The organism is Streptomyces sp. KMM 9044 (assembly GCF_024701375.2).
Lineage (GTDB): Bacteria > Actinomycetota > Actinomycetes > Streptomycetales > Streptomycetaceae > Streptomyces.
Genome location: NZ_CP113910.1, coordinates 2160571 through 2187042, shown reverse-complemented (window position 1 = coordinate 2187042; position 26472 = coordinate 2160571). Strand labels below are relative to the sequence as shown.

The window sequence follows — 26472 nt, the reverse complement described above, 5'->3', positions numbered from 1 at the left end:
GTGGGGAAGCCTGTGCGTGAATACCTGCTGACGCTCTGCATCACGGCCGCGGTGACGTATCTGCTGACAGGGCCGGTACGGAAATTCGCGATCGTGGCGGGAGCGATGCCGGAGATCCGGGCACGCGACGTGCACCGGGAGCCCACTCCCCGGCTCGGCGGGATCGCCATGTTCTTCGGACTGTGCGCGGGCCTGCTGGTCGCCGACCACCTCACCAACCTCAGCCAGCTCTTCGAGGAGTCCAACGAACCACGGGCACTGCTCTCCGGAGCGGCGCTGATCTGGCTGATCGGTGTGCTGGACGACAAGTTCGAGATCGACGCCCTGATCAAACTGGGCGGGCAGATGATCGCCGCCGGTGTGATGGTCATGCAGGGTCTGACGATCCTGTGGCTGCCCGTCCCCGGCGTCGGCTCGGTCGCACTCACCCAGGGGCAGGGCACCCTGCTCACCGTCGCCCTGGTCGTCATCACCATCAACGCGGTCAACTTCGTCGACGGCCTGGACGGCCTCGCGGCCGGCATGGTGTGCATCGCGGGGGCGGCGTTCTTCCTGTACGCGTACCGCATCTGGTACTCGTACGGCATCGAGGCGGCCGCCCCGGCGACGCTGTTCTCGGCGATCCTGATGGGCATGTGCCTGGGCTTCCTGCCGCACAACATGCATCCCGCGCGGATCTTCATGGGCGACTCCGGCTCCATGCTGATCGGTCTGGTCCTCGCCGCCGGTGCGATCTCCATCACGGGCCAGGTCGACCCCGACGCCCTGAACCTGTACGCGGGCGGGGAGAAGGAGGCCGTCCACCAGACGGTGCCGGTCTACATCCCGCTGCTGCTGCCGCTGACGATCATCGCGGTGCCGGCCGCCGACCTGGTCCTGGCCATCGTGCGCCGCACCTGGCGTGGCCAGTCGCCGTTCGCGGCGGACCGGGGCCACCTGCACCACCGCCTGCTGGAGATCGGCCACTCGCACAGCAGGGCGGTGCTGATCATGTACTTCTGGTCGGCGCTGATCGCCTTCGGCGCGCTCGCCTACTCGGTCAACTCGGCATCCATGTGGATCGTGCTCAGCGTGGTCATCCTGAGCGCCCTCGGCCTGCTGCTGCTCCTGCTGCCCCGGTTCACCCCGCGCGCGCCCCTGTGGGCCCAGCACGTCGTCCCGCCGCGCTACCGCCGTCGCCGGTCCCGGGCGGTCGCGTCCGCCCCTCAGGGGGCGGGGGAGAGGGCCCCGGGCGCCTCGGCGGGCACGGAGCCGGACGAGGACGACCAGGCCGCCGCAGCCGTCGTGGCCGACCACCGTGCCCCGGTGACCGCCGGTGTCCTGGGGGGCAACGGCGCGACCGCCCTGGGCCACCACGCGCACCCGGGCGACCGGGGGAAATCCGCGCGTTCCCGCTGAGGCGGCATGGCACACATCACGGCCAAGGTAAGAATCCGACTAGAGCATTGCCAAGTCGTGGGGTGGCGATGGGGCACTCTTGGGGGTGCGAAGTCCCCCAATACCAGACAAGACGACCCCGCGCACCCTCAGGCAGGCAGGCTCACCCGCATGTGTGACCTCTTGTGCGGCCACTAGGTAAAGACTGCATCAAATAGTTTGTGATACCGTTCACGAGTCTCGCCGGGGAGAAGCCGGAGAACCGCAGTACGACGGTTCGCCGGCGGAGGGAAATCGCATCCCGTCCGCGGGACTACGCTCGTCCCTGACGACATCCTTTGCCCCCTGCTCAAAGCGGAGTTCCGCCATGCCGTCCAACGACGTCCGGATCCTGATCCAGGCTGCCGTACCCACCGCCGCCGTCGGTGCCGTCGCGGTCGCGGTCGGTGGTGCCGTCAAAGGCGGCCAAGGGGCGATCGGAGCGGTCATCGGTGCGGTGCTCGTGATCCTGCTCATGGGGACGGGGCTGTACGTCCTCCAGTGGATCGCCAGGTCGATCCCGCACCTGTTCCAGGCCATGGGCATGATGATGTACCTGACGCAGATCCTGCTGATCTTCGTCTTCATCGCGCTCTTCAAGGACACGACGCTCTTCCACCCCCAGGCCTTCGCTCTCTCCCTGCTCGTCTCCACCCTCACCTGGGTCACGGCGCAGGCGCGCGCCACCATGAAGGCCAAGACCTATTACGTGGACCCCGAACCAGCGGCGGCCGGCAACACGGCTGAGGCGAAGGAAGCTTCGGGGCGCCAGCCGTGAGACGTAGGGCCGGGATAAGGGCGCATGGCAGACCCTGCTATGGTCCGGTGCCAACTGCGGCATCGCGGGCGCGGGCATTCACGCTGACGCCTGACACATCGCGAGGCGAGATGCCCCACAGCCGCCCTCACATCCGTAACACCAGTCCCGTGCCGATCCGCGGCTCCGTGCCGCGCCGACACCACGAGGTTGCCGAATCAATGCGCCACGCTGAAGGAGCCCGCGGTGAGTGCTGACCCGACACAGGTGCTCGCCTTCGAGACCGACTGCCACATCTTCGACGGCTGTGGCTTCCCGTCTCCCGGGCTGCACTCGTTCCTGTTCGAGCCCATGTGGGGCGACGGCGACAGCAGTGTGTACTTCAACAAGACGATGCTGCTGGCGCTGCTCGGCTCGGTCATCATCATCGGCTTCTTCTGGGCGGCGTTCCGCCGGCCCCAGGTCGTCCCCGGCAAGCTCCAGATGGTCGCCGAGGCCGGCTACGACTTCGTCCGCCGGGGCGTCGTCTACGAGACGATGGGCAAGCGCGAGGGCGAGAAGTACGTTCCGTTCATCGTCGCGCTGTTCTTCTTCGTCTGGATGATGAACCTCTGGTCGATCATCCCGCTCGCCCAGTTCCCGGTGACGTCGGTCATCGCGTACCCGCTGGGGCTCGCGCTGATCGTCTACGCCGTGTGGGTCTCGCTGACCTTCAGGCGGCACGGCTTCGTCGGCGCCCTGAAGAACTTCACCGGCTACGACAAGTCGCTCGGTGCGGCGCTTCCCGTCGTCATGCTCATCGAGGCCTTCTCCAACCTGCTCGTGCGGCCCTTCACCCACGCCGTGCGACTCTTCGCGAACATGTTCGCGGGCCACATCCTGCTGGTGCTGTTCACCATCGCCAGCTGGTACCTGCTGAACGGCATCGGGGTCGCCTACGCCGGCGTCTCGTTCGTGATGGTCCTGGTGATGACCCTCTTCGAGCTCTTCATCCAGGCCCTGCAGGCGTACGTCTTCGTTCTCCTGGCCTGCACCTACATCCAGGGCGCGCTCGCCGAGCAGCACTGAGCGCCCCGCACCACCCCCCTTCGTCCGGTGGCCCACCCCCCACCGGCCCGTGAAGAAAAGGAAGAACCGGAATGTCCTACACCCTGGCCGCCGTCACCGGCTCGATCGCTTCCATCGGCTACGGCATCGCCGCGTTCGGCCCCGGCATCGGCGTCGGCATCATCTTCGGCAAGGGCACCGAGGCTCTCGCCCGCCAGCCCGAGGCCGCCGGTCTCATCCGCTCCAACCAGATCCTCGGCTTCGCCTTCTGTGAGGCCCTCGCCCTCATCGGCCTGGTCATGCCGTTCGTCTACGGCACGTGATCAGCTGATCCGCGACCGTTTCACCAGACGAAAGGCACTCTGATATGAGCCAGCTGCTTCATATCGCGGCCGAGGAGGCGCAGAACCCCCTCGTTCCGCCGATTCCCGAGCTCGTCATCGGCCTGCTCGCCTTCGTCATCGTCTTCGGTTTCCTCGCGAAGAAGCTTCTCCCGAACATCAACAAGGTTCTGGAGGAGCGCCGCGAGTCCATCGAGGGCGGTATCGAGAAGGCCGAGGCCGCTCAGACCGAGGCCCAGAGCGTCCTTGAGCAGTACAAGGCTCAGCTCGCCGAAGCCCGGCACGAGGCCGCACGCCTGCGCCAGGAGGCGCAGGAGCAGGGCGCCACGCTCATCGCCGAGATGCGCGCGGAAGGCCAGCGGCAGCGCGAGGAGATCATCGCCGCCGGTCACGCGCAGATCGCGGCCGACCACAAGGCCGCCGCGTCCGTGCTGCGCCAGGACGTGGGCAAGCTCGCCACCGACCTGGCCGGCAAGCTCGTCGGCGAGTCCCTCGAGGATCACGCCCGGCAGAGCCGTGTGATCGACCGGTTCCTCGACGACCTCGACCAGAAGGCCGAGGCCGCACGATGAACGGAGCGAGCCGCGAGGCCCTGGCAGCCGCACGTGAGCGTCTCGACGCGCTGACGGACTCCACGTCCGTGGACGCCGGCTCGCTCGCCGAAGAGCTGGCCTCCGTCACCGCGCTCCTCCACCGCGAGGTGTCGCTGCGCCGGGTCCTCACCGACCCGGCGCAGGACGGCGGGACCAAGGCGGACCTGGTCCGGCGCCTGCTCGGATCCCAGCTCAGCGGCAGCGCCGCCGACCTGGTCTCCGGCATGGTGCGCTCCCGCTGGTCGCAGCCCCGCGACCTGGTGGACGCACTGGAGGAGCTGGCCGACCTCGCCGACCTCACCGCCGCGCAGCAGGCCGGCGCGCTCGACGACGTCGAGGACGAGCTGTTCCGGTTCGGCCGGATCCTCTCCGCGAACAACGACCTGCGCGCCGCGCTGACCGACCGCAAGGCCACCGCCCCGGCCAAGAGTGAGCTGCTGAGCAGCCTGCTCGGACGCAGGGCGAACGCGGCCACCGCACGTCTGGTGACGCGTCTGGTCTCCGCGCCGCGCGGACGTAGCCTGGAGACGGGACTCCAGTCCCTGTCCAAGCTCGCCGCCGACCGTCGCAACCGCATGGTGGCCGTCGTCACCTCCGCGGTGCCGTTGAGCGACCCGCAGAAGCAGCGCCTCGGCGCCGCCCTCGCGAAGCTCTACGGCCGCACCATGCACCTCAACCTCGACGTCGACCCCGCGGTCGTCGGCGGGATGCGGGTACAGGTCGGCGACGAGATCATCAACGGCTCTCTCGCGGACCGGCTGGAGGACGCGAGCCGCCGGCTGGCGGGCTAGCGCCGACGCGGCCCCCGCGCACCACGCGGCGGACGCGGCAACTGAACATGGAGTACGTACCTACGGCCCTGGTTGGGCCGTGCAGAGGATTCACCTCTTTCCGGGGGGAGTCCCCGACTCGTGGAATACCCCCAAAGTGAAACTTCGGGCCCAACAAGGAGAGCAGGGAACTCAGATGGCGGAGCTCACGATCCGGCCGGAGGAGATCCGGGACGCACTGGAGAACTTCGTCCAGTCGTACAAGCCGGACGCGGCCTCGCGCGAGGAAGTCGGCACGGTCACCGTCGCCGGCGACGGCATCGCCAAGATCGAGGGTCTTCCCTCGGCCATGGCCAACGAGCTGCTGAAGTTCGAGGATGGCTCCCTCGGCCTCGCCCTCAACCTCGAGGAGCGCGAGATCGGTGCCGTCGTCCTCGGTGAGTTCAGCGGCATCGAAGAGGGTCAGCCGGTCTCCCGCACCGGCGAGGTCCTGTCCGTCGCCGTGGGCGAGGGCTACCTCGGCCGCGTGGTCGACCCGCTCGGCAACCCGATCGACGGCCTCGGCGAGATCGAGACCGAGGGCCGCCGCGCCCTCGAACTGCAGGCCCCCACGGTCATGCAGCGCAAGTCGGTGCACGAGCCGATGGAGACGGGCTACAAGGCCGTCGACGCCATGACCCCGGTCGGCCGTGGCCAGCGTCAGCTGATCATCGGCGACCGCGGCACCGGCAAGACCGCGCTGGCCGTGGACACGATCATCAACCAGCGCGACAACTGGCGCACGGGCGACGTGAACAAGCAGGTCCGCTGCATCTACGTCGCTATCGGCCAGAAGGGCTCCACCATCGCGTCGGTCCGCCGCGCGCTGGAGGAGAACGGCGCCCTGGAGTACACGACCATCGTCGCCGCCCCGGCGTCCGACCCGGCCGGCTTCAAGTACCTGGCGCCCTACACCGGCTCCGCCATCGGCCAGCAGTGGATGTACGAGGGCAAGCACGTCCTCATCATCTTCGACGACCTGTCGAAGCAGGCCGACGCCTACCGTGCCGTCTCCCTGCTGCTGCGCCGCCCGCCGGGCCGTGAGGCCTACCCGGGCGACGTCTTCTACCTGCACTCCCGTCTGCTGGAGCGCTGCGCCAAGCTCTCCGACGAGATGGGCGCCGGCTCGATGACCGGTCTCCCGATCGTCGAGACCAAGGCCAACGACGTGTCGGCGTTCATCCCGACCAACGTCATCTCCATCACCGACGGCCAGTGCTTCCTGGAGTCCGACCTGTTCAACGCCGGTCAGCGCCCGGCCCTGAACGTCGGTATCTCGGTCTCCCGCGTCGGTGGCTCCGCCCAGCACAAGGCGATGAAGCAGGTCTCCGGCCGTCTGCGCGTGGACCTCGCCCAGTTCCGTGAGCTGGAGGCGTTCGCCGCCTTCGGTTCCGACCTGGACGCCGCGTCGAAGGCGCAGCTGGAGCGCGGCCAGCGCATGGTCGAGCTGCTGAAGCAGGACCAGTACCAGCCGATGTCCACCGAGGACCAGGTCGTCTCCGTCTGGGCCGGCACCACCGGCAAGATGGACGAGGTGCCGGTCGCCGACATCCGCCGCTTCGAGAAGGAGCTGCTGGAGTACCTGCACCGCAGTGAGCAGGGCCTCATGACCTCCATCCGCGAGGGCGGCAAGATGTCGGACGACACCCTCCAGGCCGTGGGCGACGCGGTCGCGGCCTTCAAGAAGCAGTTCGAGACGAGCGACGGCAAGCTGCTCGGCGAGGACGCCCCGGCCACTGCCGCCAAGTGACGTCCAAGGAAGGGACCTGACTCATGGGAGCCCAGCTCCGGGTCTACAAGCGTCGCATCCGATCCGTCACCGCGACCAAGAAGATCACCAAGGCGATGGAGATGATCGCCGCCTCGCGCGTCGTCAAGGCGCAGCGCAAGGTGCGGTCCTCCTCGCCGTACGCCCGGGAACTGACCCGTGCGGTCACGGCGGTCGGCACCGGTTCGGACGCCAAGCACCCGCTGACGACGGAGGCGGAGAACCCGACCCGTGCCGCGGTCCTGCTCCTCACGAGCGACCGCGGCCTGGCCGGCGCCTTCAACTCCAACGCCATCAAGGCGGCGGAGCAGCTCACCGAGCGCCTTGAGCGCGAGGGCCAGGAGGTCGACACGTACATCGTCGGCCGTCGCGGGCTCGCGCACTACAACTTCCGCGAGCGCACGGTCGCGGAGTCGTTCACGGGCTTCACCGACGAGCCCTCGTACGCGGACGCCAAGAAGGTCGCGGCGCCGCTCATCGAGGCCATCGAGAAGGACACGGCGGACGGCGGCGTGGACGAACTCCACATCGTCTACACCGAGTTCGTCTCGATGATGACGCAGACCGCGCTCGGCTCCCGGCTGCTTCCGCTGCGCCTCGACGAGGTCGCCAAGGAGTCGTCCACCAAGGACGAGATCCTTCCGCTGTACGACTTCGAGCCCTCGGCGGAGGACGTCCTCGACGCCCTGCTGCCGCGCTACGTGGAGAGCCGTATCTACAACGCGCTGCTCCAGTCGGCCGCTTCGAAGCACGCTGCCACGCGGCGCGCGATGAAGTCGGCCACCGACAACGCGGGCGAGCTGATCAACACGCTCTCCCGTCTTGCCAACGCGGCCCGCCAGGCCGAAATCACCCAGGAAATCAGCGAGATCGTCGGTGGCGCAGGCGCTCTGGCCGACGCAAACGCGGGGAGTGACAATTCATGACCACCACTGTTGAGACCGCGACGGCCACGGGCCGAGTCGCCCGGGTCATCGGCCCGGTCGTCGACGTGGAGTTCCCCGTCGACGCGATGCCGGAGATCTACAACGCCCTGCACGTCGAGGTCGCCGACCCGGCGAACGCGGGCGAACTGAAGACGCTGACCCTCGAGGTCGCCCAGCACCTGGGCAGCGGCCTGGTCCGCACCATCTCGATGCAGCCCACCGACGGCCTGGTCCGTCAGGCCGTGGTGACCGACACGGGCTCGGCGATCTCGGTCCCCGTCGGCGACTTCACCAAGGGCAAGGTGTTCAACACCCTCGGTGAGGTGCTGAACAGTGACGAGTCCTACACGGGCGAGCGCTGGCCGATCCACCGCAAGGCGCCGAACTTCGACGAGCTCGAGTCGAAGACCGAGATGTTCGAGACCGGCGTCAAGGTCATCGACCTGCTGACCCCGTACGTCAAGGGCGGCAAGATCGGTCTGTTCGGCGGTGCCGGCGTCGGCAAGACGGTGCTCATCCAGGAGATGATCTACCGCGTCGCCAACAACCACGACGGTGTCTCGGTGTTCGCCGGTGTCGGCGAGCGCACCCGTGAGGGCAACGACCTCATCGACGAGATGAGCGAGTCGGGCGTCATCGACAAGACCGCGCTGGTCTTCGGCCAGATGGACGAGCCGCCGGGCACCCGTCTGCGGGTCGCGCTGGCCGGCCTCACCATGGCCGAGTACTTCCGTGACGTCCAGAAGCAGGACGTGCTGTTCTTCATCGACAACATCTTCCGCTTCACGCAGGCCGGTTCCGAGGTGTCGACCCTGCTCGGCCGGATGCCCTCCGCGGTGGGCTACCAGCCGAACCTGGCCGACGAGATGGGTCTCCTCCAGGAGCGCATCACCTCGACCCGCGGTCACTCGATCACCTCGATGCAGGCGATCTACGTCCCCGCGGACGACCTGACCGACCCGGCCCCGGCCACCACCTTCGCCCACCTCGACGCGACGACGGTTCTCTCCCGTCCGATCTCCGAGAAGGGCATCTACCCGGCCGTGGACCCGCTGGACTCCACGTCCCGCATCCTGGACCCGCGCTACATCGCGCAGGACCACTACGACGCGGCCATGCGGGTGAAGAACATCCTGCAGAAGTACAAGGACCTGCAGGACATCATCGCGATCCTCGGTATCGACGAGCTCGGCGAGGAGGACAAGCTCGCCGTCCACCGCGCCCGTCGCGTGGAGCGCTTCCTGTCCCAGAACACCCACGTCGCCAAGCAGTTCACCGGCGTGGACGGTTCGGACGTGCCGCTGGACGAGTCGATCGCCGCGTTCAACGCGATCTGCGACGGCGAGTACGACCACTTCCCGGAGCAGGCGTTCTTCATGTGCGGTGGCATCGAGGACCTGAAGAACAACGCGAAGGAGCTGGGCGTCTCCTGAGCCACGCGCTCGACTGAGAGGGGGGCGGGCGCCGTCCCGCCCCCCGATCCACGCCCACTAGACTTGTAACCAACACCCGGCGGACCTGCCGGGTGGTGACCCGAGGAGCCATCTTGGCTGCTGAGCTGCACGTCGCGCTGGTCGCGGCCGACCGAGAGGTCTGGTCCGGCGAGGCCACCCTGGTCGTCGCGCGCACCACGTCCGGCGACATCGGCGTCATGCCCGGTCACCAGCCGCTGCTGGGTGTGCTGGAGTCGGGCCCGGTGACCATCCGTACGAACGACGGCGGGACGGTCGTCGCCGCGGTGCACGGCGGTTTCCTCTCGTTCGCCGACGACAAGCTGTCGGTGCTGGCGGAGATCGCGGAGCTGTCGCACGAGATCGACGTCCAGCGTGCCGAGCGGGCGCTCGGCCGTGCGAAGTCGGACGCCGACGCCGCTGCGGAGCGTCGCGCGGACGTTCGCCTGCGGGCCGCTACGGCGGGCCGCTGAACGACCGGGGTGCCCGAGGCGCCTTCCGGGCCGTTTAGGCTCTGAGGGAGCCGTACGATGACGTCACTCAGCCGCGGCTGGGACCGGAGCGATCCGGACCCGGTCGCGGCTGAGGCAGATCTGGATGATTTTTCCGTTCCGTTACCTAGGAGACGAGGAGGTCGGTGTCGATGGTCCTCGCTCTGACTGTGTGCGGAAGCGTCGTGGCGCTCGTGGTGGTGGGCCTCTTCGTCTTCGGTCTGCGCCGCCGCCTCATCCAGGGTTCCGGCGGGACCTTCGACTGCAGCCTGCGCTGGGACGCCCCCGAACCGGGCGACTCCGGCGGCAAGGGCTGGGCGTACGGGGTGGCCCGCTACAACGGGGACCGGGTGGAGTGGTTCCGGGTCTTCTCCTACGCCCCGCGCCCGCGCCGGGTCCTGGAGCGCTCGGCGATCGAGGTGGCCGGCCGCCGGGTGCCCGAGGGCGAGGAGGAGCTGGCGCTGCTGTCGGACGCGGTGATCCTCGCCTGTCTGCACCGGGGCAGGCGGCTGGAGCTCGCGATGAGCGACGACGCGCTGACCGGCTTCCTCGCCTGGCTGGAGGCGGCCCCGCCCGGCCAGAGGGTGAACGTGGCGTAGAGCGGCGTTCAGGGCCCCGCTGGGTGGGGGTCTCCGGCGGCGGAGCTGTTGGGGGAGGGCGAACGTCGCGTAGCCGGGTGCCCACACGCGGGTGCTCCCCCGGACGGGGTCCGGGGGAGCACCTTTGTCATGCGGGGTTCTGCGGACCTGCGGTCTACTTCAGGCCGCTGTCGATGGCGGTGGCCAGCTCGCCGTTGGCGGTGTCACCGCTGAACTCCCAGAAGAACGCACCGCCCAGGCCCTGGTCCTTGGCCCAGTCCATCTTGCTGTCGATGGTGGCGGGGGTGTCGTAGGACCACCAGGTGTCGCCGCAGTGGGCGTAGGCCGTGCCGGCGACGGTGCCGGTGGCCGGACAGCTGTTCTTGAGGATCTTGTAGTCCTCGATGCCGGCCTCGTAGGTGCCGGGCGCCGCTCCGGTGGCCGCGCCGCCGGGGGCGGCCTGGGTGACACCGGTCCAGCCGCGGCCGTAGAAGCCGATGCCGAGCAGCAGCTTGCTCGCCGGGACGCCCTTCGCCTTCAGCTTCGAGATCGCGGCCGCGGAGTTGAAGCCGTCCTGCGGGATGCCGTCGTACGAGGTCAGCGGCGAGTGGGGGGCCGTGGGGCCGTCCTTGTCGAAGGCGCCGAAGTAGTCGTACGTCATCACGTTGTACCAGTCGAGGTACTGGGCGGCGCCGCCGTAGTCGGCCGCGTCGATCTTGCCGCCGTCCGAGCCGTCCGCGGTGATGGCCGCGGTGACCAGGTAGTCCTGGCCGAACTCGGCGCGCAGGGCCCGGGAGAGGTTCGTGAAGGCCGCCGGGCCGCTGGTGTCGCAGGTGAGGCCGCAGGCGTTCGGGTACTCCCAGTCGATGTCGATGCCGTCGAAGACGTCGGCCCAGCGCGGGTCCTCCACGACCTGCTTGCAGGAGGCGGCGAACGCGGCCGGGTTCTGCGCGGCCTGGCCGAAGCCGCCGGAGTAGGTCCAGCCGCCGAAGGAGTACAGCACCTTGATGTGCGGGTACTTCGCCTTCAGCTGGCGCAGCTGGTTGAAGGTGCCGCGCAGCGGCTGGTCCCAGGCGTCGGCGGTGCCGCTGACGGACTGGTCCGCGGTGTAGGCCTTGTCGGTGGCGGCGTAGGCGTCGTCGAGCTTGCACTGGCCGCCCACGACGTTGCCGAACGCGTAGTTGATGTGCGTGATCTTCTCGGCCGAGCCGGACGTCACCAGGTCCTTGACGTGGTAGTCGCGGCCGTAGACGCCCCACTCGGTGAAGTAGCCCAGCTTGATCTTGTCGCCGGTGGGCGGCGGCTCGGTGGTCCCGCCGGTGGTGCGGACCTTCACCGAGCCGCTGACCGGGCCGGTCTGGTCGGCGGTGTCACGGGCCCGCACGCCGTACGAGTAGTCGGTGCCCTTGCTGAGACCGCTGTCCGTGTACGAGGTGCCGGTCACGGTGGCGACCCTGGCGCCGTCGCGCAGGACGTCGTAGTTCTTGACGCCCTTGTCGTCGGTGGCCGCGGACCAGGACAGCGTCACCGAGGTGTCGGTGACGCCGGAGGCCGAGGGGGTGCCGGGCGCGGAGGGTGCCGCGTCGCCGGGGACGGAGGTGCCGTCGCAGCTGCCGCCGTTGAGCTCGCAGCCGGCGGGGGAGCCGGTGCCGGAGCCGTTGAAGCCGAAGCTGACGGAGGCGCCGGGGGCGAGGGTGCCGTTCCAGGACGTGTTCTTGGCGGTCCAGTGGTGGCCCGAGGACGTCACGTCGGCGTCCCAGGAGGAGGTAACGGAGGTGCCGGAGGGGAAGTCCCACTCGACGGTCCAGGCGCTGAGGGCGGTGGTGCCGGTGTTCTTCACCGTCCACTTGCCCTCGAAGCCGGAGCCCCAGTCCTGGGTCTTGGCGTAGGTGGCGGTGGCGGACGTCGCTGCCTGGGCGGGACTCGCGAGGGCGACGAGGGCGGAGAAGGGGAGGAGCAGGGTCGCGAACCCTGCCACGGCTCTGTGTCTGAAGCGCATGCTGCGCCTCCTTTGTGAGGGCCGGATGTCGTCGTGGGTATGACTGAGCCATCACACCCGCGGTGCCGTGAGGATAGAAAGGTCTGGACCACGGGTCAATAGGTCTGGACCACTAGTCCGTCATGTCCGGTGGGCGCCCAACTCTTTTACGAGCACCGCAGCTTGTACCCGGCTGCGCAGGCCCAGCTTCCCCAGAAGGCGGCTGACGCGTGTCTTCACCGTGGTCTCCGCCATGTCGGGACGCCCGGCGACATCGGCGTTGGACAGGCCCTCGCCGAGACAGGCCGGCACCTCCCGCTCCCGCCGGGTGAGGGAGTCCAGCACCGCCGGATCGGCCGTGGCCGCGCGGGCGGGCTTCGCCGCGAACTCGGCGATCAGCCGCGTCGGCGGGCCGCATGCCCAGCCCGATGCCCCACAGCAGCAGCCCGCCGGACAGTCCGGCGAGCGACGCCCACACGTCGAAGCGGTGGGGCCGGGGAAGTCGTGGGGCCATGCCTCCGTCCAACACGCTGCGCGCGGCCGTCGCCCGATGCCCGAGAACGGTCCTCGGCGGCGCTGGACTGCACCTTTCGATGTACGGGGAGTTCATCGGCGGCGACGACGCCGGCGGCCGGTGCGCACGGGAGCCTGAAAGGGTGACCGAGCGGCCGGGTCCCGGTAGGGCGTGCTGCGGGAGCGGCGTCGTCCGCCCGGAGGGCGGGCCCGCGGCGTCCGGCGCGGTGCATCGCAAGGCGGAGGGCCGTCCGCGTACCAGGTGTACGCGGACGGCCCCGCACCACGGCGAGGTGCCGTGCCGGACGCCGCGTGCCGGACGGGACTTCCGGAACACGCCCTGGGGCTCAGCGCTCCCCGCCCGGCACCCACAGCACGTCGCCGGTCTCCCTGTTGGCGATGCGCGCCAGGATGAACAGGAGGTCGGAGAGGCGGTTGAGATAGGTGGCGGTGAGGGCGTTCATCGTGTCGCCGTGCGCCTCCAGCGCGGCCCACGTGGAGCGCTCCGCGCGGCGGACCACCGTGCACGCCTGGTGGAGCAGGGCGGCACCCGCCGTCCCGCCCGGCAGGATGAAGGAGCGGAGCTTCTCCAGCTGCCCGTTGAAGCGGTCGCAGTCCGCCTCCAGCCGGTCCACGTAGAACTGTTCGACCCGCAGCGGCGGGTACTCCGGGTTCTCCACGACCGGTGTCGACAGGTCGGCGCCCACGTCGAACAGGTCGTTCTGCACGCGGGTGAGGACCGTGACGACCTCCTCGTCCAGAGTGCCCAGCGCGATCGCCGTGCCGATCACCGCGTTCGCCTCGTTGGCGTCGGCGTAGGCGGCGATGCGCAGGTCGGTCTTGGGGACCCGGCTCATGTCACCCAGGTTCGTGGTGCCCCTGTCACCGGTCCTGGTGTAGATGCGCGTCAGATTGACCATGCGGCCCAGCCTAGTTGCGCCCGGGCGCGGACGGCACGGTGGGCGGGCCCCGGTGGGCGCGGGTCCGCCCGCCGTGCGGCGTCGGGACGTCGGACCGGTCCGTCAGATGCCGCAGGTGAGGGCCGACCAGTACGGTGACGGGTCGTGGGCCACGTGGAGGTGGTCGTTGTGGCCGATGTAGCCGGGGCCGAGGATCTCCGAGGAGCCGTGGGTCCTGCTCTGCCTGGCGAGGGTGCAGAAGCCCGGGGAGCCGACCAGGTCGGCCGCGTCGCCGTAGAGGTGACGGCTGGTCGAGGAGCCGCCGGCCGCGTTGTCGCCGGCGCGGGACCGGAAGCCGCTGGAGACGGTGATCGGCACGTCACCGAGTTGGCGCCGCATGGCCTCCAGCTTCCACATGGTCTTCAGGGCGTTCACCCCGGCGGTGGCCGCCGGGACCGCGCCGCCCGACCGGGTGGAGTTGCACCTGGTCGGGCGGCGTAGGTGGAGTGGACCGGCGTGCGGTCGGAGTCCTGGAGCGTGTAGATCCTGCCGAAGGCCGCCGGTCCGGCCACGCCGTCCGCGGTCAGTCCGCAGGCCGCCCGGAACTTCTTGACGGCGGCGGTGGGCGGGCGCCGTACCGGCCGTCGTAGGAGAGGCGTTCGCCCGAGGTCACCCAGCCCGCGACCCGGATCTGCAGCTGGGTCACGTCGCTGCCGGAGGAGCCCTGGGACAGGGTGCGGTTCCAGGGGTGGCCGTCGTCGGCGTGCGCCGTGCCCGCGGTGGCCCCCACACCGAGGACCGTGTCAGTCATGATCATGGCAAAGGGAGGAGGGTGCGTGCCGCGCGTCCGAGCATGGTGGCCTCCCGGCCGTCGGTCGCTGGAGGGGGCGGTGCCGTCGGCCGGACGGCGACCGCCGGCCAGCGTGCGCCACACCGCTACGCGCGTCAACAACGCGCCGGTGAATGACCGGAGTTGACTGCGGGGGGACCCGGTGAGCGAACCCTGCCGTCCGTCACCGGCCGGGAGCCCCGCCGGAGTCGGAAACGGTACGGTCCTCGGGCGTGATCGGCGTCTCACGGCGTGAGACGTGACACGCATTACTAACCCCTCACACATCCGCTCGCGGACGCTAATGTCCGCGAGTGACAGACATGAACAGTGTGTGAGCGTTTCGAAGGGGAGTCGCACAGTGGCACGGAAGCTCGCCGTCATCGGGGCCGGTCTCATGGGGTCCGGAATCGCCCAGGTCTCCGCCCGGGCGGGCTGGGACGTCGTGCTGCGCGACGTCACCGACGAGGCGCTCGCGCGAGGCACCGACGGGATCAAGTCGTCGTACGACAAGTTCGTGAGCAAGGGCAGACTCGAGGCCCACGACGCCGACGCGGCCCTCGCCCGGATCACCACGACCACCGACCTGGACGCCTGCGCCGACGCCGACGTCGTGGTCGAGGCGGTCTTCGAGAAGCTCGAGGTCAAGCACGAGATCTTCAGCGCCCTGGACGGAATCGTGCGCGACGACACCGTCCTCGCCTCCAACACCTCCGCCATCCCGATCACCAAGATCGCGGCGGCTACGCGGCGCCCGGAGCGGGTCGTCGGCGTCCACTTCTTCTCGCCGGTGCCGATGATGCAGCTGTGCGAACTGGTCCGCGGCTACAAGACCAGCGACGAAACCCTCGCCACCGCGCGGGAGTTCGCCGAGTCCGTCGGCAAGACCTGCATCGTCGTCAACCGCGATGTGGCCGGCTTCGTGACCACCCGCCTCATCTCCGCCCTCGTCGTCGAGGCCGCGAAGCTCCACGAGTCGGGTGTGGCGAGCGCCGAGGACATCGACCTGGCCTGCAAACTGGGCTTCGGCCACGCCATGGGACCACTGGCCACCGCCGACCTGACCGGCGTGGACATCCTGCTGCACGCCACCAGCAACATCTACACCGAGTCCCAGGACGAGAAGTTCGCCGCTCCCGAGCTGATGCGCCGGATGGTTGATGCCGGTGACATCGGCCGGAAGAGCGGGCAGGGCTTCTACACGTACTGATCCATCCGAACCCCCGGCCCGGTCACGCGCCGGGGTGAATTCGGTATCGGTTCGCTTACGCGGGGCAACCTCCGCAGGCTCCACGCAGTCAGAGGTTGCATCACCGTCATGACCGAACTACGGAGACACGAGACGCACGCACCGGGGAGCGCATATGCACATCAGGGGCGACCACACCGAGCTGGTCGTCGGGGGCCGCCTCGACGTCCGCAGCGCGGCGGACGCCCGTACGGCCCTGCACGCGGCCGTCGACGACGGAGTCGGCGACCTGCTGCTGGACCTGTCCGAACTGGACTCCTGGGACGCCACCGGACTCGGTGTGATCATGGGAGCCCACCGGCGGGCCGGCCGTTGCGGCCGTCGTCTGGTGCTGCGTGACGTACCACTGCAGATGCAGCGCCTGTTGGTGGCCACCCGGCTGCACCGGATCCTGGCGATCGAAGGAGGCATCGGGGTGGACACGCTGCCCCGTGTATGAGGTGCGGGACGGGATCTGCCGGACCGGACCGGAAGGACAGGCGGACCCGGGCCGACCTCGGCCAACGGTGTGACGCACGCACAATCCTCACGAGACCGTGACGTCTCGGACCGCCCGGCACCCCGGGCTGTCGTGGATACTGAGCGAAGGTTTAGGGTTCGGCTACCCGCCGCCTTGCAACCCTCGGGCGGGACCGGACCAGAAGCGACAGCGCGGTGTGCAGCGACACCGGGAGTCCGACGACAGGACCCAGGCACACAACGCTTTTGGGGGGCTAGGACCTATGGACCCGAACAACCCGGGACCCGAGGAGTACGGTCGCGACGGCGACGGGCACGCGCCCCGCCAGCGCCCGCCCAGGGATTCCCTCGCATCCGAAATCGGACAGCACGTGCCCGCACTCGCGCGCACGGTGCAGCTCGTCTCCGGCGACTACCTGCTCACCGTCAACCCCGTCGACGGCAGCGAGATAGAGCCCTGCCCGCCCGCCGAGCGGCCCGCCCGTCCGGTGAAGCTGGCGGAGGCCGAGCGCGCCGGGACCGCCCGTGCCGCGAAGCCGCCCGTCCCGCCGGGGCCCGCCCAGGCCGAGCTGCCGCTGCTGGCCCGTCACGACGAGCGCGAGAAGCTGGTCCGGCTGCTCGCCCGCGGCCGCTCCGTGCTCCTGACCGGGCCCGCGGGATCCGGCCGCACCCGGCTGCTCGACACCGTCGCCGAGGACTGCGCGGACCTCGCCCCCGACGGCGTCGTCCGCATCAACGGCCACCGCCGCAGCGCCGACGACCTGCTGTACGACCTCTTCTACGCCGTCCACGGCGCTCCCCTGTACCGCCCCGGCCGGGACGAACTGGCCGACTGCCTGCGGGAGGTCGGCGCGGTCGTCGTCCTCGACGACCTCGGGTTCGGCGGGGCGGCCCTGGACGAACTGCTGGACGCCACCCCCGAGTGCGCCTTCCTGCTCGGCGCCACACCGGACGTGCCCGCCCCGTCCGCCGACTCCGGTGTCGAGGAGGTCGCCCTCGAGGGTCTCGACCGCGCGGCCGGCCTGGACCTGCTGGAGCACGCCGTCGGCCGGCGCCTCACCGAGGACGAGTCGAACTGGGCCGGTGACCTCTGGTTCGAGTCCGAGGGGCTGCCGCTGCGCTTCGTCCAGGCCGGCGCCCTGCTGCGGCAGCGCGACCGGCTGCGCATCGGGACCAGTGCCGTCGACGAGTTCGGTGTCTTCGAGGACACCCCGCCCGAGGACCTGCCCGAGGGCGCCGTCGAGGGTGACGCTGTCCCGCTGCCCTCGCTCGGCGAGGCGGCCGCCCCCGCCCCGCTGCTCGCCTCCCGGCTCAGTGCCTCCGCCCGTGCCACCCTGCGGTTCGCCGTCGCGCTCGGCGGTGAACTCCCGCACCGGGCACACCTGCCCGCGCTGGTCGGCGACACCCACGCCGACGCCGCGCTCGGTGAACTGACCGCGTGCGGACTGGTCTCCGCCGTCGGCTCCCGCTACCGGCTCGCCGCCGGTGTGCCGGCCCAGCTGGAGGCCGCCGGGTACACCGACGAGGCCGAGGCGCAGGCCCGTACCGCCGCCCAGCACTACGCCTGGTGGACCGGGCACCCCTCGGTCACCCCCGAGCGGGTCTGCGCCGAGGCCGACGCCGTGCTCGCCGCGCTCGGCCTGCTGTCGCCGCTCGGCTCGTCCGCAGGCGAGGGCGAGCCCAGCGCCGCCGTGCAGCTCGCCCGCTCCGCCGCACCCGCGTTCGCCGCGGGCCTGCGCTGGAGCGCCTGGGAGCGGGCGCTGCGGGCCGGCGCGGAGGCCGCCCGGCTCGCCGGGGACGTGGCGGAGGAGGCCTACTTCCACCACGAGCTCGGCATCCACGCCCTGTGCACCGGCGATCTCGACCGTGCCCGTGCCGAGCTGGAGGCCTCCATCGGCCTGCGCGGCGCCCTCGCCGACAAGCGCGGCACCGTCGCCGGACGCCGCGCGCTGGCCCTGGTCGCCGACCGTTCCGGCATCCCGGTGACGCCGGCCGCGGGGGAGGAGGTGCCCGACGCCCGCGACGAGGAGTCGGTGTCGCCGCCCCGCGGGGTGCCGACGGCCTTCCCGGAGCTCCGGCCGCCCGCCGACACGGGGCTGATCGTCCACCGCACCGCGCCCGCGCCCGTGCCGGGGCCCGCTCCCGCGCACAGGGCGGCAGGCGGCCTGAAGGGTATGGCCCGGCGCAACCTGGTGGCGGCCGGCGCGGGCGCGCTGCTCGTGGCCGTGCTGGGCACGGTGGTCACCCTCGGAGCCACCTCGGACCACGACGCGGGCACTCCCTCGGAGAACGTCGGCGTCAACCCGTCCGCGAGCCGGGGCATCGACGACGGCAGCCTGGGCGCCGACCCGCGTGCCGACGAGAACGGCGACACCGGTGACGCCACCGGCCGGCCGGCCGCCCCCGGCCCGGACGGCACCCCGGACGGCCCGACGCCGACGGCCACCGGCTCGGGCGAGCCCTCGGACGACCCGAGCGGCACGAGGGAACCGGACGGTCCGACGACCGGCACGGGGCCGTCGAAGTCCCCCAGGCCGTCCGAGCCGTCCGGCGAGCCGTCGGACTCCGGCGGGCCGACGGAGCCGGGTGGTCCGACGGAGCCCGGTGAGGAGCCGAGCGGGGAGCCGTCCGAGCCCACCGAGTCGACGGGGGAGCCCACGGAGGAGCCCCCGCCGCCCGAGACGTCCAACTCGGCGAGCGGTCCCGCACCCTCCACCCCGGCCGAGACGCAGTCGGAGGCGAGCAGTTCGGCGAGCGCCCCGCAGAGCGGCGACGCGGGCACGCCCAGCAGCTCCGGGGCCACGGTGATCTGACGGACGTCACCCCGCGACGAAGGGCCGGCTGCCCCTCCTGGAACCCGAGGAGAGGAATCCGGCCCTTCGCATATGCCGTGGTGGCGTGACGGCGCGTGCCGCGGCGCCGGGCACCGCGGCGACGGTCAGAACAGGCGCAGCTTGTCGTCCTCGATGCCCCGCATCGCGTTGTAGTCGAGGACCTGGCAGCCGATGCCCCGGTCGGTGGCGAGCACCCGGGCCTGCGGCTTGATCTCCTGGGCGGCGAACACACCGCGCACCGGGGCGAGATGCGGATCGCGGTTCAACAGCTGGAGGTAGCGGGTGAGTTGCTCCACGCCGTCGATCTCACCGCGTCGCTTGATCTCCACCGCGACCGTCTGTCCCTCGGCGTCGCGGCAGAGGATGTCGACCGGGCCGATGGCGGTCATGTACTCGCGGCGGATGAGGGTGTAGCCCTCGCCGAGGGTCTCGATGCGGTCCGCCAGCAACTCCTGGAGGTGAGCTTCCACGCCGTCCTTGATCAGACCGGGATCGACGCCCAGTTCGTGCGAGGAGTCGTGCAGGATCTCCTCCATCGTGATGATGAGTTTCTCGCCCGCCTTGTTGACGACGGTCCAGACCCCCTCCTCGTCGCCGGTGCCCTCTGTGAGGGCACAGGGCGGCGACATCCAGTTCAAGGGCTTGTAGGCCCGGTCGTCGGCATGGATGGACACGCTGCCGTCCGCCTTGACCAGGATCAGACGGGGTGCCGGGGGCAGGTGCGCGGTGAGCCGCCCGGCGTAGTCCACGGAGCAGCGGGCAATGACGAGACGCATGGTCGGCAACGCTACTCGACGGGCCGGGGTCGATGCGATCCGCCCTCACGGGCACCCCGTCGGCGCACCCGCGCACAGCACCGCGGCGGGTCCCGCGCAGCCCTCGCACCGCACGTGCCACCGACTCCCACGAGCCCCTCCGGACCCACACGGCCCGTCCTGTATCTCCTGGAAAACGCGTGTTCGCCGATGGCTGATTACCGGCCCACGGGAAGTCCCGCATCCGGGGATTCTCCTGGTGCGGTCACGGTCCGTTGCTTACGGTATTGAACGGGAGGTCGCGAAGTGTGTACGCAGCGTGTCGAAATTTGCGAGCTCCCGTATCTGTCAGGCATCCCCCGCCCTGCGGGGGTGCGAGAGGAGAACCCATGTCGCTCGACGTCTCACCGGCCCTACTCGAACAGGCCGAGCGAGGCGAGGTCGACGAAGCTGACTTCGTCGACTGCGTCCGGACCTCCCTGCCCTACGCATGGGAGATGATCAGCTCCCTGGTGGCCCAGCTGAAGGTCGACGGCGGAGAGTTCGCCGACAACCAGACGCCCCCGCCGGACGAGCAGGCGCGCGGTCAGCTGTTGCGTGCGCTCGCGAGTGACGCGATACGCGGCGCGCTGCAGCGGCACTTCGGTGTCCGGCTGGCCTTCCAGAACTGCCACCGGGTGGCCGTGTTCCCGCTGGACTCCTCGGTCGACGAGAGGCTGGCCAGGTTCACCTCGGTCCGCGGACAACTGCTGAACCAGTCACCGGAACTGCGTGACTGCTGACGCACCACGTCGGTCGCTTGCCGCTCCGTACGCGGAGGTGCGGTTTTTTGCACCGGGGCGGCAAGCCACCCTCGAACCCCCGGCTCGTTCAGGGCCTGTCGGCGAGTCGGGGGATCACCTCGCAGCCGAGCCGCCGCACGGTCTCCTCGGTCGCCGCGAGGTCACCGGAACCCTCGACGAGCAGCGCGAACCGGGAGATGCCGGTCCGCTCCGCGGTCGCGGCGAGCCGGTCCGCGCACAGCCGCGGGGTGCCCACCGGGTGCAGCCCGCAGAGCAGTTCGGTGTAGGCCAGCGGGTCACGCATCCGCCGTCGGCGGCCGTTCACCGTGACGTGGGCGCCGAGCCCCTGCCGCAGCCAGCCCGGCATCGCCTTCAGCAGCGCCTCCGCCGCGTCGGTGCGCCGGTCGGCGATCTGGCAGACACCGGCCGACACATGGGACGCCCGGCGGATCTCCGGCACGGACCGCCCGCACGCGCGCGCGTGCCGTGCCCACAGGGCGACCATCTCGGCCTTCTCCTCGTCCCCGACATGCATGCCGAGCAGCATCGGCAGCCCGCGCTCGGCGGCGAGCCGCACGCTCGCCGGGGAGGTGCAGGCGACCACGACCTCGGGGCCCGCGGCCCCGGTGAGGGCCTCCGACGGGCGTGGCACGACGGGCACTTCACGGAAGCGGTAGCGCTCCCCGTCGGCCGCGACGGACGGTTCGCGCAGCCAGCGCATCAGCAGATCGAGGGATTCGGGGAACCCCTGTTCGTACGCCTTCAGGCCGGCGCCGAACACCTCCAGGTCGACCCACGGCCCGCCGCGTCCGACACCCAGCGAGAACCGGCCGCCGCTGGTGACGTGCAGCAGCGCGGCCTGCTCGCCGAGCGCCACCGGATGGACGGTGGGCAGCACGCTCACCGCCGTACCGACACGGATGCGGCGGGTGCGGCCGAGCAGTAACGCCGCCAGGGTGATCGCCGACGGGCAGATGCCGTACGGCACGAAGTGGTGCTCGCCCAGCCAGACCGTGTCCAGCCCCGCCTCCTCCGCCAGTTCGGCGGAACGGACCGCTCGGTGCAGCGCCTCCCCTTCGCCCTGCCCGGGGAACTGGGCGCCCAGCACGAAACTTCCCACACGCATCGCTTTCCTGCTTCCTTGGCTCCGACCCGGAGCTCCCCCGCAGGGCATAACCGTCTGACACGTGCCGAGGGCACGGCCGGGAGGGGAGAATTTACGGATTGTCTACAGAATGAGCGGTCAGGGAACCGGTGTTGCGTCGCCGTGAAGCGAGGCTTGTGATGATTGGTTCCGCACGTGTACCCGGCTCCGCCCCGCGTAGGCTGGATGCGGTCCCTGCATCCTGTATAGCCCCCGTGAGGTGTCCTGTGTCCCCGCGTCGCAACCGAGCCAAGGGAGCCGGTTCGTCCGGCAGGAGCGCCGAGGACGACCGGTCCGGGCGCTACGGGGGCTGGCAGTCCGCCCAGAACTGGCGGGGCGAGGAGTGGAACGTACGGCATGTGGCGGGAGCCAGCGCCCAGGGCAAGGCGTACCGCTGTCCCGGCTGCGACCAGTTGATCCCGGACGGGGTGCCGCACGTGGTGGCCTGGCCGGACCACTCGGGGGTCGACGAGCGCCGGCACTGGCACAAGTCCTGCTGGAACGCCAGGGACCGCCGCACCACGCGGGTGCAGCGGTCCCGTAACGCGCCCAGGTTCTGAGGTCTCCGGGACCCTGGGCCCTGTCTGGAGTTTCCCGTCGGCCGTGCGGCGTCTGGCACGGCATCGCGCCGCACGGCCGCATCATCCAGGTACGTCCGGTACGAGGGCGGTCCGGCCGCACCCCGATGCACCGCACCAGACACCGCACGGCCGCCCTGGGGACGATGACGGGAAACTCCAGACAGGACCTAGACGTCCCGCCTTCCGAGGAGGGTGAAGGCGGCGCCGAACGCCACGGCCGTGAGCCCGAGCATGATCCACAGCGGGTCCCAGCCGGACGGGCCGGACGTGCTGAGGGAGTTGGCGTAGAAGATGCTCAGCTGGTTCGGGATGGAGTACTCGAACAGCGCGGTGCGCACGTCCTGCAGTGACGAGGCGAACATGAACATCGCGATCACCAGCGGGGCGAGCACGGCGCCGATCATGAGGGTGATGGCGCCCGCCGAGTGCCGGACGATCGAGCCGACCGCCAGCGAGAGCGTGCCGAGCAGCGCGATGTAGAGCGAGATGCCGACGGTGCCCTTCAGCCACTCGTCTCCGGTGGGTTCGTCCGCGTTGTTGCCCTCCAGCATGGACACGTGCAGGAGGGCGACGATCGTCACGGACACCAGCGTGACCAGGAAGGCGATCAGGAAGAACACCAGGGCCTTCGCCGCGAGCACCCGGCCGCGCGAGGGGCAGGCCACCATGGTGGTGCGGATCATGCCGGTGCCGTACTCCGAGGCGGTGGTCAGCACGCCCAGCGTGATGATGCACACGATGCCCAGGAGCAGGCCGAAGAAGCCCATGAAGAGCGCGTTCTCACCATCGAGGTCCGGCTCGGTGCTCGCCACCACACCGGTCAGCAGGCCGATGCCGACGACGAGGAGCGCGAACACGCCCAGCGTCCACATCGTGGAGCGCACCGACTTGATCTTCGTCCACTCGGAGGCGAGCGCATGCCCGAAGTGGGTGCGCGCCACCGGGATCGGCGAGGTGTAGCCGGGGTACGGGGATCCGGCCGCGGCCTGCTGCGTCGGGGGCTGGGGCGTGCTCATCGGGCGTCCTCGGGCTTGGTCACGTCGGAGCCGGCCGGGCCGGCCGGGGCAGCGGGGGCGGCATGTGACGCGGCCGGTGCGGCCGACGGGGGAGCGGGCGGGGCGGTTGCCGGAGCGGCACCCCGGCCGGGCTGCGGGACGAGCTGGGCGTACGGGTTGGCCACCGGTGCCACCGGGAGCACCGCAGGGCCGCCCGGAGTGCCGTACGGGCTCGCGGGGGCCTGCGGTGCGCCCGGCGCCGCCGCGAACTGCTGACCGCCCTGCTGGGGCGGCGGCGGGGCGTACCAGCCGGGCTGGCCCTGACCCGGCACCGGTACCGGCGGCTGCGTACCCGGCGGGAGCGGCTCCTGGAACCCCTCCTTCTGGTCGGTGGTCGAACGGTAGTCGACCACGCCCTGCGTCATCCGCATGTACGCCTCCTCCAGCGAGGCCTGGTGCGGGGACAGCTCCCACAGCCGTACGCCGGCCTCGTGGGCGATGTCGCTCAGGCGGGACAGCGGCAGTCCCGTCACCCGCAGTGCGCCGTCCTGCTCGGGCAGTACGTGACCGCCCGCCTCGGTGAGCGCGGCGGACAGCTTCTCGCGCTGCTGCGGCTCGGTGTCCGGGGTGCGCACCCGGGCGAAGTCGGCGGAGTTCGCGGAGATGAAGTCCTTCACGCTCATGTCGGACAGCAACTGCCCCCGACCGATCACGATGAGGTGGTCGGCGGTCAGCGCCATCTCGCTCATCAGGTGGGACGAGACGAAGACCGTACGGCCCTCCGCGGCGAGCGCCTTCATCAGGTTGCGCACCCAGAGGATGCCCTCGGGGTCGAGGCCGTTGACCGGCTCGTCGAAGAGCAGCACCTGGGGGTCGCCGAGCAGCGCGGCGGCGATGCCCAGCCGCTGGTTCATGCCCAGGGAGAAGCCCTTGGAACGCCGCCGCGCCACCTCGTGCAGCCCGACCACGCCCAGTACCTCGTCGACGCGGCGGGCCGGGATGCCGGACAGCTGGGCCAGGCTCAGCAGGTGGCTGCGGGCGGACCGGCCGCCGTGCACCGCCTTGGCGTCCAGCAGGGCGCCGACCTGCCGGGCGGCGCTGGGCAGCCTTCGGTAGGGATAGCCGCCGATCGTGACATGGCCCGCGGTGGGGTTGTCGAGACCGAGGATCATCCGCATCGTCGTCGACTTGCCCGATCCGTTGGGCCCGAGGAAGCCGGTGACGGCGCCGGGCCGCACCTGGAAGGAAAGGTTGTACACAGCGGTTTTGTCGCCGTACCGCTTGGTCAGGCCGACTGCCTCGATCATGCTCCGCCCCATCGAGAGGTTCAGGACAACGAGGGCGCACACCCCCGTAAGGGTTAGGAGGATATCGAGAGGCTGACGGTTCCGCCCAAGGCGAGGTAAAAACCGGCCCGCCTCTCCGCGTCCTCCCCGCGTCCTCCCCGCGTCCTCTCCGCGTCCTCTCCGCGTCCTCCCCGCGTCCTCTACGCGTCGCGTTTCCTCAGCAGCAGATAGCCGCCGGCGAGCGCCGCGATCACCCACAGCACCATGATGCCGAGTCCGCCCCAGGGCCCGTACGGGGTGTCGTCGTCGAGCGGCGTGACCACCTGCATGATCCTGCTCCCGGCCTGGTCCGGCAGGAACCGGCCGATCTTCTCCGTCGCGGGAACGTTGCCCAGGATGCTGGAGATCAGGAAGAAGAACGGCATCAGGATGCCCAGCGACAGCATCGGGGAGCGCAGCATCGTGGCGACGCCCATCGAGAACACTGCGATCAGCGTCATGTACAGGCCGCCGCCGATCACGGCCCGCAACACGCCTTCGTCGCCCAGGGCCGCCTTGTGCTCGCCGAGCATCGCCTGTCCGAGGAAGAAGGCGGCGAAGCTGGTGGCCATGCTCACGACGAGTGCGAGCGCGGTCGCCACGCCGAGCTTGCCGGCCAGGAAGCTGCCCCGCTGCGGCACGGCCGCCAGCGAGGTGCGGATCATGCCGGTGCTGTACTCGTTCGACACCACCAGCACCCCGAACACGATCATCGCGAGCTGACCGAGGCTCATCCCCGCGAAGCTGATGAGTGTCGGGTCGAAGGAGAGCCGGTCCCGGGCGTTCATGGTGTCGAACTCGTTCGCCGACAGGGCCGAGATCAGCATGCCGAGCGCGATGGTGACGACCACTGCCAGAGAGAGCGTCCACACGGTGGACGCCACCGACCGGATCTTGGTCCACTCGGACCGGACGACCTGCGCCGCCGCCATGCTCAGCCCCTCTTCCAGCCGTCGCCCCACCGCTGCCCGCCGCCCCGCTGCTGCGGGGACGCGGGCGCGTCGGACTGCGCGTGGTACTCCACCGACTCCGCGGTCAACCGCATGAACGCCTCCTCCAGGGAGGCTCGCTGCGGGCTCAGCTCGTGCAGCACCAGCTGGTGCCGGGCCGCCAGCTCCCCGATCCGCTCCGCCCCGGCGCCGTCCACCTCCAGCGCCCCGCCGCTCTCCACGGCCGTGATACCGGCCTCGTGCAGCACGTCCAGCAGCCGCTCCCGCTGCGGGGAGCGGATCCGGACGTACGTGCGGGAGTTGTGCGCGATGAAACCGGCCATGGAGGTGTCGGCGAGCAGCCGGCCCTGCCCGATGACGACGAGGTGGTCGGCGGTCAGCGCCATCTCGCTCATCAGGTGGGAGGAGACGAAGACCGTACGGCCCTGCGCGGCGAGGGTCTTCATCAGGGTGCGGATCCAGTGGATGCCCTCGGGGTCGAGCCCGTTGACCGGCTCGTCGAACATCAGGATGCGCGGATCGCCGAGCAGCGCGCCGGCGATGCCCAGCCGCTGGCCCATGCCGAGCGAGAACCCCTTGGCCTTCTTCCCCGCCACCGACGAGAGCCCCACCGTGTCCAGTACCTCGTGCACCCGCCGCCGGGGGATGCCGTTGCTCTGGGCGAGGCACAGCAGATGGTTGAAGGCGCTGCGGCCGCCGTGTACGGCCTTGGCGTCGAGCAGGGCGCCGATGTACTTCAGCGGATCCCTGAGCCGGTCATAGTGCTTGCCGTCGATCCGGACGTCACCGGTGGTGGGGCGGTCCAGACCCAGCATCATCCGCAGGGTGGTGGACTTGCCCGCGCCGTTGGGACCGAGGAAACCCGTGACGATGCCCGGTCTGACGGTGAACGTCAGGTTGTTGACCGCCACCTTCTCGCCGTACCGCTTGGTCAGCCCCACGAGCTCGATCATGCGGCAACGCTAGAACGGGACGAAGCCCTCTGCCACCTCAGTGGCAGAG

General features: G+C 70.4%; 24 protein-coding genes and 2 pseudogenes. 16 read left to right on the top strand and 10 right to left on the bottom strand.

Annotated features, from left to right (window positions below; genetic code table 11):
• Positions 1 to 12: 12 nt before the first annotated feature.
• From HUV60_RS09655 to HUV60_RS09605, 11 genes are all read left to right on the top strand, one after another.
• The gene (locus HUV60_RS09655; RefSeq protein ID WP_257847809.1) at positions 13 to 1398 is read left to right on the top strand and encodes an MraY family glycosyltransferase; all 1386 of its coding nucleotides are present in this window, start codon (positions 13 to 15) and stop codon (positions 1396 to 1398) included.
• A 346-nt stretch (positions 1399 to 1744) separates the two neighbouring features.
• Entirely contained in the window at positions 1745 to 2194 is a 450-nt protein-coding gene (locus HUV60_RS09650) for a hypothetical protein (RefSeq protein ID WP_257847810.1), read from the top strand.
• Positions 2195 to 2419: 225 nt separating this feature from the next.
• Complete coding sequence (atpB, locus tag HUV60_RS09645) at positions 2420 to 3241, top strand: F0F1 ATP synthase subunit A (RefSeq protein WP_257847811.1); 822 nt, start codon at positions 2420 to 2422, stop codon at positions 3239 to 3241.
• Between the two features lie 71 nt (positions 3242 to 3312).
• Positions 3313 to 3543: an ATP synthase F0 subunit C gene (gene atpE / locus HUV60_RS09640; RefSeq protein ID WP_257847812.1), complete on the top strand. Its 231-nt coding sequence runs from the start codon at positions 3313 to 3315 to the stop codon at positions 3541 to 3543.
• Between the two features lie 44 nt (positions 3544 to 3587).
• Positions 3588 to 4133 carry a F0F1 ATP synthase subunit B gene (locus HUV60_RS09635; RefSeq protein ID WP_257847813.1) on the top strand — a complete coding sequence of 182 codons (546 nt, stop codon included), beginning with the start codon at positions 3588 to 3590 and terminating at the stop codon, positions 4131 to 4133.
• Positions 4130 to 4945, top strand: coding sequence for a F0F1 ATP synthase subunit delta (locus HUV60_RS09630; protein ID WP_257847814.1), 816 nt, complete (start codon positions 4130 to 4132; stop codon positions 4943 to 4945). The genes HUV60_RS09635 and HUV60_RS09630 overlap by 4 nt, the downstream gene beginning before the upstream one ends.
• Before the next feature lie 175 nt (positions 4946 to 5120).
• A complete protein-coding gene (gene atpA / locus HUV60_RS09625; RefSeq protein ID WP_257847815.1) occupies positions 5121 to 6713 on the top strand; it encodes a F0F1 ATP synthase subunit alpha in 1593 nt (530 codons plus the stop codon).
• Positions 6714 to 6736: 23 nt separating this feature from the next.
• Positions 6737 to 7657, top strand: coding sequence for a F0F1 ATP synthase subunit gamma (locus tag HUV60_RS09620; RefSeq protein WP_257847816.1), 921 nt, complete (start codon positions 6737 to 6739; stop codon positions 7655 to 7657).
• Positions 7654 to 9090, top strand: coding sequence for a F0F1 ATP synthase subunit beta (gene atpD / locus HUV60_RS09615; protein ID WP_257847817.1), 1437 nt, complete (start codon positions 7654 to 7656; stop codon positions 9088 to 9090). Before HUV60_RS09620 ends, atpD begins: the two co-directional genes overlap by 4 nt.
• Before the next feature lie 113 nt (positions 9091 to 9203).
• Positions 9204 to 9581: a F0F1 ATP synthase subunit epsilon gene (locus HUV60_RS09610; RefSeq protein ID WP_257847818.1), complete on the top strand. Its 378-nt coding sequence runs from the start codon at positions 9204 to 9206 to the stop codon at positions 9579 to 9581.
• A gap of 170 nt (positions 9582 to 9751) precedes the next feature.
• Positions 9752 to 10198 carry a DUF2550 domain-containing protein gene (locus HUV60_RS09605; RefSeq protein WP_257847819.1) on the top strand — a complete coding sequence of 149 codons (447 nt, stop codon included), beginning with the start codon at positions 9752 to 9754 and terminating at the stop codon, positions 10196 to 10198.
• Between the two features lie 154 nt (positions 10199 to 10352).
• Here the strand turns inward: HUV60_RS09605 and HUV60_RS09600 are convergent, their stop codons facing one another.
• The 4 genes and pseudogenes from HUV60_RS09600 to HUV60_RS09585 form a co-directional block, all read right to left on the bottom strand.
• Positions 10353 to 12176, bottom strand: a complete 1824-nt coding sequence (locus HUV60_RS09600; protein ID WP_257847820.1) for a glycoside hydrolase family 18 chitinase — start codon at positions 12174 to 12176, stop codon at positions 10353 to 10355.
• A 120-nt stretch (positions 12177 to 12296) separates the two neighbouring features.
• Positions 12297 to 12557, bottom strand: a pseudogene (locus tag HUV60_RS09595) (response regulator transcription factor); the annotation flags it as partial.
• Positions 12558 to 13015: 458 nt separating this feature from the next.
• Positions 13016 to 13588: a cob(I)yrinic acid a,c-diamide adenosyltransferase gene (locus tag HUV60_RS09590; RefSeq protein ID WP_257847821.1), complete on the bottom strand. Its 573-nt coding sequence runs from the start codon at positions 13586 to 13588 to the stop codon at positions 13016 to 13018.
• A gap of 102 nt (positions 13589 to 13690) precedes the next feature.
• Positions 13691 to 14422: pseudogene (locus tag HUV60_RS09585) on the bottom strand (D-Ala-D-Ala carboxypeptidase family metallohydrolase).
• A 335-nt stretch (positions 14423 to 14757) separates the two neighbouring features.
• Between HUV60_RS09585 and HUV60_RS09580 the strand changes: the two are divergent.
• From HUV60_RS09580 to HUV60_RS09570, 3 genes are all read left to right on the top strand, one after another.
• Positions 14758 to 15606 (top strand): 3-hydroxyacyl-CoA dehydrogenase family protein, encoded by an 849-nt coding sequence (locus HUV60_RS09580; RefSeq protein ID WP_257847822.1) that lies wholly within the window; start codon positions 14758 to 14760, stop codon positions 15604 to 15606.
• 154 nt (positions 15607 to 15760) lie between these two features.
• Entirely contained in the window at positions 15761 to 16084 is a 324-nt protein-coding gene (locus HUV60_RS09575; RefSeq protein ID WP_257847823.1) for an STAS domain-containing protein, read from the top strand.
• Positions 16085 to 16367: 283 nt separating this feature from the next.
• Positions 16368 to 18917, top strand: a complete 2550-nt coding sequence (locus HUV60_RS09570; protein ID WP_257847824.1) for an ATP-binding protein — start codon at positions 16368 to 16370, stop codon at positions 18915 to 18917.
• A gap of 125 nt (positions 18918 to 19042) precedes the next feature.
• Here HUV60_RS09570 and nucS read toward each other — a convergent pair whose 3' ends face one another.
• On the bottom strand, positions 19043 to 19714 hold the full coding sequence (gene nucS, locus HUV60_RS09565) for an endonuclease NucS (protein ID WP_257847825.1): 672 nt from the start codon (positions 19712 to 19714) through the stop codon (positions 19043 to 19045).
• Positions 19715 to 20082: 368 nt separating this feature from the next.
• Here nucS and HUV60_RS09560 point away from each other — a divergent pair, with 368 nt between their 5' ends.
• Positions 20083 to 20475, top strand: coding sequence for an SCO5389 family protein (locus HUV60_RS09560; RefSeq protein WP_164588632.1), 393 nt, complete (start codon positions 20083 to 20085; stop codon positions 20473 to 20475).
• Between the two features lie 88 nt (positions 20476 to 20563).
• On the opposite strand, the gene HUV60_RS09555 is transcribed toward HUV60_RS09560, so the two are convergent.
• Positions 20564 to 21601, bottom strand: coding sequence for an LLM class flavin-dependent oxidoreductase (locus HUV60_RS09555; RefSeq protein WP_257847826.1), 1038 nt, complete (start codon positions 21599 to 21601; stop codon positions 20564 to 20566).
• Between the two features lie 245 nt (positions 21602 to 21846).
• Between HUV60_RS09555 and HUV60_RS09550 the strand changes: the two genes are divergently transcribed.
• Positions 21847 to 22179 carry an ATP/GTP-binding protein gene (locus HUV60_RS09550; protein ID WP_257847827.1) on the top strand — a complete coding sequence of 111 codons (333 nt, stop codon included), beginning with the start codon at positions 21847 to 21849 and terminating at the stop codon, positions 22177 to 22179.
• A gap of 188 nt (positions 22180 to 22367) precedes the next feature.
• On the opposite strand, the gene HUV60_RS09545 is transcribed toward HUV60_RS09550, so the two are convergent.
• The 4 genes from HUV60_RS09545 to HUV60_RS09530 form a co-directional block, all read right to left on the bottom strand.
• Positions 22368 to 23216: an ABC transporter permease gene (locus HUV60_RS09545; RefSeq protein WP_257847828.1), complete on the bottom strand. Its 849-nt coding sequence runs from the start codon at positions 23214 to 23216 to the stop codon at positions 22368 to 22370.
• A complete protein-coding gene (locus HUV60_RS09540; protein ID WP_257847829.1) occupies positions 23213 to 24502 on the bottom strand; it encodes an ABC transporter ATP-binding protein in 1290 nt (429 codons plus the stop codon). The genes HUV60_RS09545 and HUV60_RS09540 overlap by 4 nt, the downstream gene beginning before the upstream one ends.
• Before the next feature lie 179 nt (positions 24503 to 24681).
• Positions 24682 to 25452 carry an ABC transporter permease gene (locus tag HUV60_RS09535; RefSeq protein ID WP_257847830.1) on the bottom strand — a complete coding sequence of 257 codons (771 nt, stop codon included), beginning with the start codon at positions 25450 to 25452 and terminating at the stop codon, positions 24682 to 24684.
• Positions 25453 to 25454: 2 nt separating this feature from the next.
• The gene (locus HUV60_RS09530; protein ID WP_257847831.1) at positions 25455 to 26423 is read right to left on the bottom strand and encodes an ATP-binding cassette domain-containing protein; all 969 of its coding nucleotides are present in this window, start codon (positions 26421 to 26423) and stop codon (positions 25455 to 25457) included.
• Positions 26424 to 26472 lie beyond the last annotated feature (49 nt).

Bases quoted from the DNA above. Each gene is read 5' to 3' on its own strand.
- HUV60_RS09650 (WP_257847810.1), top strand. From the start codon at position 1,745: ATGCCGTCCAACGACGTCCGGATCCTGATCCAGGCTGCCGTACCCACC.
- atpE (WP_257847812.1), top strand. From the start codon at position 3,313: ATGTCCTACACCCTGGCCGCCGTCACCGGCTCGATCGCTTCCATCGGC.
- HUV60_RS09635 (WP_257847813.1), top strand. From the start codon at position 3,588: ATGAGCCAGCTGCTTCATATCGCGGCCGAGGAGGCGCAGAACCCCCTC.
- HUV60_RS09630 (WP_257847814.1), top strand. From the start codon at position 4,130: ATGAACGGAGCGAGCCGCGAGGCCCTGGCAGCCGCACGTGAGCGTCTC.
- atpA (WP_257847815.1), top strand. From the start codon at position 5,121: ATGGCGGAGCTCACGATCCGGCCGGAGGAGATCCGGGACGCACTGGAG.
- HUV60_RS09620 (WP_257847816.1), top strand. From the start codon at position 6,737: ATGGGAGCCCAGCTCCGGGTCTACAAGCGTCGCATCCGATCCGTCACC.
- atpD (WP_257847817.1), top strand. From the start codon at position 7,654: ATGACCACCACTGTTGAGACCGCGACGGCCACGGGCCGAGTCGCCCGG.
- HUV60_RS09605 (WP_257847819.1), top strand. From the start codon at position 9,752: ATGGTCCTCGCTCTGACTGTGTGCGGAAGCGTCGTGGCGCTCGTGGTG.
- HUV60_RS09600 (WP_257847820.1), bottom strand. From the start codon at position 12,176: ATGCGCTTCAGACACAGAGCCGTGGCAGGGTTCGCGACCCTGCTCCTC.
- HUV60_RS09590 (WP_257847821.1), bottom strand. From the start codon at position 13,588: ATGGTCAATCTGACGCGCATCTACACCAGGACCGGTGACAGGGGCACC.
- HUV60_RS09575 (WP_257847823.1), top strand. From the start codon at position 15,761: ATGCACATCAGGGGCGACCACACCGAGCTGGTCGTCGGGGGCCGCCTC.
- HUV60_RS09570 (WP_257847824.1), top strand. From the start codon at position 16,368: ATGGACCCGAACAACCCGGGACCCGAGGAGTACGGTCGCGACGGCGAC.
- nucS (WP_257847825.1), bottom strand. From the start codon at position 19,714: ATGCGTCTCGTCATTGCCCGCTGCTCCGTGGACTACGCCGGGCGGCTC.
- HUV60_RS09560 (WP_164588632.1), top strand. From the start codon at position 20,083: ATGTCGCTCGACGTCTCACCGGCCCTACTCGAACAGGCCGAGCGAGGC.
- HUV60_RS09555 (WP_257847826.1), bottom strand. From the start codon at position 21,601: ATGCGTGTGGGAAGTTTCGTGCTGGGCGCCCAGTTCCCCGGGCAGGGC.
- HUV60_RS09545 (WP_257847828.1), bottom strand. From the start codon at position 23,216: ATGAGCACGCCCCAGCCCCCGACGCAGCAGGCCGCGGCCGGATCCCCG.
- HUV60_RS09540 (WP_257847829.1), bottom strand. From the start codon at position 24,502: ATGATCGAGGCAGTCGGCCTGACCAAGCGGTACGGCGACAAAACCGCT.
- HUV60_RS09535 (WP_257847830.1), bottom strand. From the start codon at position 25,452: ATGGCGGCGGCGCAGGTCGTCCGGTCCGAGTGGACCAAGATCCGGTCG.
- HUV60_RS09530 (WP_257847831.1), bottom strand. From the start codon at position 26,423: ATGATCGAGCTCGTGGGGCTGACCAAGCGGTACGGCGAGAAGGTGGCG.